The organism is Mesorhizobium sp. M2C.T.Ca.TU.002.02.1.1 (assembly GCF_003997225.1).
On record NZ_RZTO01001592.1, the window covers coordinates 1 to 382 of the forward strand.

General features: G+C 67.0%; 1 protein-coding gene. It reads right to left on the minus strand.

What is annotated here, in order from left to right:
* Positions 1-76: 76 nt before the first annotated feature.
* On the minus strand, positions 77-382 hold a 306-nt coding region (locus tag EOD07_RS37460; protein ID WP_127238567.1), incomplete at its 5' end, for a DUF429 domain-containing protein.

Consider the following 382-nt stretch of genomic DNA (forward strand, 5'->3'; position numbering starts at 1 on the left):
GGTCGTGGGCAATGCCGAATTGCGGATGGCGGCGTCGCAATCGCATGCGGCCAAAAGCTGCGCAGCCGATTTTGCCTCAAGCCCAGATGGCGACCGGGATGCCGAAACGATCCAGCAGCGGCGGATCGGGCGAAGGCCGCGCCTCGCCGCCGGCGATACGCCCGGCAATCAGCATCATCACCGCCGCGTCGAGGAAATCGTCGTTCGCAGCACCCCGTGGCGGCGCCCGGTCGAGGAAGGCTTTTTCGTAGCCATGCCGGCAAAGCAGCGCCTTGCGCTCCTCCATGCCGGCCGGGTTGACCGCGCCCTTGATCTTCTTCGGCAGCGCCATCGCCGCGCCGCCATTCAGCCGGCAGAACGCCACTTCCGGGTGCGATTCGAA